The sequence below is a fragment of the Aliamphritea spongicola genome (genome assembly GCF_017051665.1).
Lineage (GTDB): Bacteria > Pseudomonadota > Gammaproteobacteria > Pseudomonadales > Balneatricaceae > Amphritea > Amphritea spongicola.
The window spans coordinates 1-279 of sequence record NZ_JAFIDL010000143.1 but is presented as its reverse complement, the minus strand read 5'-3'; the positions used below and the strand labels follow the sequence as shown (position 1 = coordinate 279).

General features: G+C 64.9%; 1 protein-coding gene. It reads left to right on the top strand.

Going from position 1 to position 279, the window contains the following annotated elements; translation table 11 throughout:
- A partial coding sequence (locus JYB63_RS23095) for a UvrD-helicase domain-containing protein (RefSeq protein WP_243432138.1) occupies positions 1–279 on the top strand: 279 nt, incomplete at both ends.

Below are 279 nucleotides of genomic sequence, written 5' to 3'. Positions count from 1 at the left end.
GAAGTCGCCCCGCAGAGGCTAGAACCGCTGACGCTGCCGCTGTTTGGCGAACGCCTGATCGAGGCGTCGGCGGGCACCGGTAAAACTTTTACCATCGGCGCGCTGTATCTGCGCTTGCTGCTGGGATTGGGGGGGGAAGCGGCGTTTCCCCGCCCGTTGACGGTCGAAGAAATCCTGGTGGTGACCTTTACCGAGGCCGCCACCGAGGAGCTGCGCGGGCGTATCCGTGACAATATCCACGGGCTGCGCATCGCCTGCGTGCGCGGCATCAGCGCTAAC